This is a genomic window from bacterium (assembly GCA_016873475.1).
Classification (GTDB): Bacteria; Krumholzibacteriota; Krumholzibacteriia; order JACNKJ01; family JACNKJ01; genus VGXI01.
Map to the genome: position 1 here is coordinate 1 of VGXI01000200.1, position 5,502 is coordinate 5,502.

Below are 5,502 nucleotides of genomic sequence, written 5' to 3' on the forward strand. Positions count from 1 at the left end.
GGGGCCCGGATCGTCGAGCGCGATCGGCGGCGCCGCGTCGACGAGCAGCAGGTTCGCGCGGTAGAAGGCCTCGAGATCGGGCACGTCCTCCCAGTAGCCGTCGAAGCGATAGGTAGTCACCGATTCGCGCCCCACCGCGGGCATCACCACCTCGCGCACGAGGTCGGTGCCGCCGCGCGCCGCCGCCTCGTGCAGCCCCTGGATCAGGTAGTCCTTCTCGAAGCAGTAGATGCCCATGCTCGCATCGGTGCCGTAGGGCTCGCCCGGCTTCTCGCGGAAACCGACCACCTGACCGCGCGGATCGACGTCGAGCAGACCGAAGCGGTGCTCATCGCCATGGCGGCGCAATCGCGTGCCAACGGTCAGCCGCGCGCCGGTGACGATGTGCCGGTGGAAGAGCTCCCGGTAGTCCATCTTGTAGATGTGGTCCCCGCTCAGGATGAGCACGTAGCGGCTCGTGCTGCGCCGGATGATGTCCAGGTTCTGCAGGAGGGCGTCGGCCGTGCCGCGGTACCAGGAGGTCTGATGCGCGCCCGAGTAGGGCAGCAGCACGCGCACGCCGCCCGTGATGCTGCGGTCCAGGTCCCAGGGCCGGCCGAGCCGCACGTGGCGGCGCAGGCTGCGCGGGTTGTACTGGGTGAGGATGTAGATCGTCCGCAGGCCGGAGTTGACGCAGTTGCTCAGCGAGAAGTCGATGAGCCGGTAGCGGCCGCCGAAGGGAATCGCCGTCTTGGCCCGATCGCGACCGAGCGGGCCAAGGCCGTCCGGCGAGCCGCCGGCGAGGATCATCGTCAGGACGCTGTCCATCCTCCTCCCCTGCGGGCGGCGCCGCCCGCGGCGGCGACCGGCTGCGGACTAGAAGCGCATGTCCAGGCCCAGCCGGTGGCTGCCGTCGAGGTCGGGATGGCTGCCGAAGCCGTAGTCGAGGGCCAGGGTCTCGAGGAAGTCCCAGGGCAGAAGCCCGGCTCGACCGGCGAGGCGCAGACCGCCGCCGGCCGTCCAGGACTCGCCGTCCAGGCCGAGCCGCAGGGCTACGACCTGGAGCAGCCACAGCTCGCCGCCGAAGTGGGGATCGACGCTGAAGCCGCCGCCGCTCCAGGTGGCCGCCTCGCCGTAGTCTTCGAAGCGCAGCTCGGCATCCGCCGCCATCAGGAGCCCCGCATTCAGCCCGCTGAAGTCGCGTCGCCAGGCGAGCCCGGGCCGCAGCGAAGGCGCCACGGACTCCGAGACGCCCGTGCTCCAGGCCACGTAGGTGCCCGTCAGGTCCTGCACCTTCAGGCCGGCGCGCAGCCCGTGCCCCAGGGGCGGGCTCAGCACGCCGGCATCGAGGCCGAAGCCGAAGCTGTTGTACTCGCCCACCGACTGGTAGATCACCTTCACGCCGCCGCCCAGCGACCAGCCGCGCGCCTGCGTCGCGTAGATGCCGAGGATGCCCCACTCCTGATCGCTCACCGTGCGGAAGTAGCTGGGGTCGATGCCGGTGATGGGCAGCTCTTCCGGACCGTCGAACTCGCCGTTCCCATTGATATCGTTGAAGGGGTGGTCCCCGGTGAAGACGATGTCGTCGACTCCCAGGCGGAGCACCGAGAGCCCCAGACTCGCGCGGCGACCATAGAGGTCCAGCGTGCGATGGAAGCCGGCGTGGTCCACCTGCACGAGGCCGCCGAAGCGCTCGGCGTGCATCAGGCTGAGGCTGCTGCCGTCCATCGCGCCCAGGGCGCCCGGGTTGAAGAAGAGCGCGTTGTTGTCGTCGCCCACGGCGACGAAGGCGCCGCCCATCGCGAGCGGACGCGCGCCCGTGCCCTTGGTCAGGAAGTCGGCCGTGTACTTGGTCGCCCCGGCGCCGCCCGGCCAGGCGGCGAGGAGGGCGCCGAGCAGGAGCAGCCAGCGGAAGGGAGAAAGACGCATCGGATCACCGCATCCGTTGTGTATGGGTTGCTGCCTGTGCAGGGAGCAAGCCAGAAGGGCCTGCGACGAATGATAGGCGAGGTCAAGCCCTTGGCGCCAGGGAAAATGCGCGCTCCCGTTCAGTCCAGCCCGTACTCCTTGAGCTTGCGGTAGAGCGTGCGCTCACTGATGCCCAGCTGCCGCGCCGTGCGCCGGCGATGGCCGCGATTCTCGGCCAGCACCTGCTCGACGAGCCGGCGCTCCATCGCCTCCAGGTTGCCCGCGCTCTCCGCCCGGCTGAGGTCGCGGCCGAGGCCGAGTCCACCGCCGGCCTCTGGGCCGCGGCTGACGCTCAGCTCGTCGGCGGCGAGATCCCGCTCGAAGCGCCGCAGGATGCCCAGCACCTCCCCCACCTCCTCGCGCAGGCTGAGCAGGGTGCGGTAGAGCAGCTCGCGCTCGGCGTCCTCCGGCCGCAGGCTGAGCGGGACGGGCAGATTGCCGCGCGGCGCCTCCGCTTGGCGGACGAAGTCCGCCGGCAGATCGACCAGCCCGAGGCGGCTGCCGCGCGCCAGCACGGCCATCCGCTGCACCGTGTTGCGCAGCTCGCGGATGTTGCCGAGCCATGGCGCGTGCGTGAGGACCTCCATCAGCTCGCCGTCGAGCTCGAAGAGCGGCGTGCCTTCCTTGGCGTGCAGCTCGCGCAGGAAGTGCTCGACGAGCAGCGGCACGTCCTCCGGCCGCTCGCGCAGGGGCGGCACGCGGATCTCGATCACCTTGATCCGGTGCAGCAGATCGCGCCGGAAGCGGCCTTCGCGCACCTCGAGGTTGAGATCGCGGTTGGTGGCCGCGAGCAGGCGCACGTCCGCCGACTGCGTGCGCACGCCGGGGATGCGGATGAACTCGCCCGTCTCGAGCACGCGCAGCAGACGAATCTGGATGGCCGGGCTCAGCTCGCCGATCTCGTCGAGGAAGAGCGTGCCGCCGTCGGCGCGCTCGAAGTGGCCGGCGTGGGCCGCCGTCGCCCCCGTGAAGGCGCCGCGCTCGTGGCCGAAGAGCTCGCTCTCGAGGGTGCCTTCGGGCAGCGCGCCGCAGTTGAGGGCGAGGAAGGGCCCCTTCGCGCGCCGGCTGTAGCGGTGCAGCGTCTGGGCGATCAGCTCCTTGCCCGTGCCGCTCTCACCCGTGATCAGCACGCTGATGTCCGTCGGTGCGATGTGGAGGATCATCTCGAGGATCTGCTCGAGGGGCTCGCTCTTGCCGATCACGTGGCAGTCCCGCCGAAAGCGGCTCAGGCGCAGGCGCCGCTCGAGCAGGAGTCGCAGGTCGCGGTCGGGCAGCGGCAGGTCGAGGAAGAGGTCGACGCCGGCCAGGCGCTCCTCTCGCCGCACCCGCTCGCTGCGCGGGCTCTCCAGGAGGATGAGCTCGAGGTCGCGGTGCCGCCGCCGGATCTTGCGCAGCAGGCCGAGGACGCTGCCCTCCTCGCTGCGGCGGTCCAGGAGCAGGATCAGCGGCTGGTAGGCGTCGAGGGCCCCGTAGGCGGCCTGGAGACTCGGATAGTCGAAGACCGGGGTGCCCTCCAGGGGGCCCCAGCTCGCCACGGCGGCCAGGAGCGAGGGGTCACGGCTGACAAGAAAGAACCCATCGGCGCGCAGCGGCGATTCCGGCGACATCGATCAACCCTTTGCGAAACAAGGGATTGGGCCGTTGGCTGACATCTTGGCAGCAGTCTAGGCCGTCCGCCGCCGGCTGTCAAGTCGTCGAGAGCCCCAGCTCGGCCGACTCCGGCGCTGCGTCGCGCCGGCTGTGCCCGAGCTCCGGCACGCCGAAGGTCTGGCGCTCGCCGTCGAGCAGGGCGCGGCTCAGGGTGAGGTACTCCGCCAGCCGCGCCGCGTCCAGCCCCAGGCGCTGCGCGCAGGGCAGGCTCCCGAGGGCCAGCTCGGGTTCGCGGCGGAAGCCCCACTCCGCCTTCCAGGCGATGGCATTGCCGATGCGCAGCAGGTCGGTCAGGGGATCTTCGCCGGTGTCGGCGTGATGCAGGCGAATCGCCTCCACCGAACGCTCGTGCAGATTCCAGCGCGCGGCGAGGGCGGCGCCCACCTCCGCGTGGTCCATGCCGTAGCGCTTCTGCTCGAACTCGGCGAAGGGGTGGTACTCGCTGTAGATCGCCTCGATGATCTCCTGGTAGCCCGCCGGGTCGCTCTGGAGCAGGATCAGCTTGCCCACATCGTGCACGAGCGTGGTGACGAAGGCCTCCTCGCTGAGCTCGGGCACCGTGCCCAGGGCCACGGTCTTCGCCGCCAGCGCCGCGCCCACCGAGTGCTCCCAGAGCATGGACTCGAGCAGGTCGCCCCGCTTGCCCTTGCCCTTGAAGAGATTCTGGATCGCCTCGGCGAGCACGAGGCTGCGGATGTGGTTGAAACCGAGCATCACGATCGCCTCGCGCAGGGTCTTCACCTTGCGCGGCAGCGAGTAGAGCGCGCTGTTGGCGACCTTCAGGATGCGCAGCGCGAGCACCTGATCGCTGTCGATGACCAGCTGCAGCTTGCGCGCGCTCGTCGAGGGATCGCCGACGAGCTCGAGGATCTTCGAGGCGACGTGCGGCATCGTGGGCAGCTTGCCCACGCGCGCCATCAAGCGATCGAGATCATCAGCCATGGCCGCCCGCTCTCCGCGCGAGCACCCGCGCTTCCAGGCGATCGAGGCGGCGACTGAGCTCGGCCGGACAGCTCGCTTCGGCTGTCGGCGACAGGGCGGGCGGCAGTGCCGCGCTCAGCGCGCTTGGCGCCGCGGCCTCGGGACTCGTCGCGTAGGCGCGCTCCACGCGCCGGCGCTGGCCGACCTCGGCCGTCGCCCGCGCCTCGCGCTCCGCACGCAGCCGCTGCGCGCGCGCGCGTCCGGTCGCGCTGCGCCGCAGCAGACCGACGAGCAGCAGGAGCGCCGTCCCGAAGACGCCCATCCAGAGCGCCGCCGCGAGGCTCCCGCCCTGAAGCACCGGTTCCAGGATCTCCTGCATCTCGCTCACCTCCGATGGCCCGCGCTGCCGCGGGCTCAGGCCCGTTCGTCCAGATGGCCGCCGGGCGCGCGCTGCTCCTCGTCCTCCGCTGCGGGCGGCGGCCCCGCCGGCTCCCGCTCGCCCCGGCGCTCGCGCTCGAGCAGGTCCCGGAAGGCGTCGCGCCGGTTGCGCCCCGGCTGGCTACGCGTGCCGCTGCCCACAGGCTGGGGCACGGCGGCGGGTCTCTCGATGCGCCGGAGGTCTTCCATGTCGCCCCCGTCAGCGCTGCGCCGTCGCCTCCTTGCGCCGGAGGGGACGCCGCAGCGGCAGTGGATTCTCGTGGGTGCGGCTGCGCACCCGCAGCCGGAGCCGCCCCACGGCCTTGCCGTGGATCTGGCAGACCCGGCTCTCGCTGACGCCCAGCACCTCGCCGATCTCCGCGAGCGTCAGCTCCTCGAAGTAGTAGAGCGTCAGGACGAGGCGCTCCTTGTCGTCGAGCTGCTCGAGCGTCTCGACGACGATGTCGCGCAACTCCTTGTCGGCCAGGCGATCGTGGGCGCTGGGCACCCGCAGATCCGAGAGGATCTCGCGCACGGAAGCATAGGTGCCGTCCTTGCCGACGCGCA

The 5,502-nt window shown here is 71.2% G+C and carries 7 protein-coding genes; all 7 read right to left on the bottom strand.

Annotation, left to right across the window (positions count from 1 at the left end; translation table 11 throughout):
• The coding region (locus FJ251_13005; protein MBM4118627.1) for a glucose-1-phosphate adenylyltransferase at positions 1 to 807 on the bottom strand (807 nt) is incomplete at its 3' end.
• Positions 808 to 855: 48 nt separating this feature from the next.
• Complete coding sequence (locus FJ251_13010; GenBank protein ID MBM4118628.1) at positions 856 to 1,908, bottom strand: hypothetical protein; 1,053 nt, start codon at positions 1,906 to 1,908, stop codon at positions 856 to 858.
• A 119-nt stretch (positions 1,909 to 2,027) separates the two neighbouring features.
• Complete coding sequence (locus FJ251_13015; GenBank protein MBM4118629.1) at positions 2,028 to 3,554, bottom strand: sigma-54-dependent Fis family transcriptional regulator; 1,527 nt, start codon at positions 3,552 to 3,554, stop codon at positions 2,028 to 2,030.
• A 79-nt stretch (positions 3,555 to 3,633) separates the two neighbouring features.
• Positions 3,634 to 4,539: an HDOD domain-containing protein gene (locus tag FJ251_13020; protein ID MBM4118630.1), complete on the bottom strand. Its 906-nt coding sequence runs from the start codon at positions 4,537 to 4,539 to the stop codon at positions 3,634 to 3,636.
• Positions 4,532 to 4,897, bottom strand: coding sequence for a hypothetical protein (locus tag FJ251_13025; GenBank protein ID MBM4118631.1), 366 nt, complete (start codon positions 4,895 to 4,897; stop codon positions 4,532 to 4,534). The genes FJ251_13020 and FJ251_13025 overlap by 8 nt, the downstream gene beginning before the upstream one ends.
• Before the next feature lie 35 nt (positions 4,898 to 4,932).
• Complete coding sequence (locus FJ251_13030) at positions 4,933 to 5,145, bottom strand: hypothetical protein (GenBank protein ID MBM4118632.1); 213 nt, start codon at positions 5,143 to 5,145, stop codon at positions 4,933 to 4,935.
• A gap of 10 nt (positions 5,146 to 5,155) precedes the next feature.
• The coding region (locus tag FJ251_13035) for a sigma-70 family RNA polymerase sigma factor (GenBank protein MBM4118633.1) at positions 5,156 to 5,502 on the bottom strand (347 nt) is incomplete at its 5' end.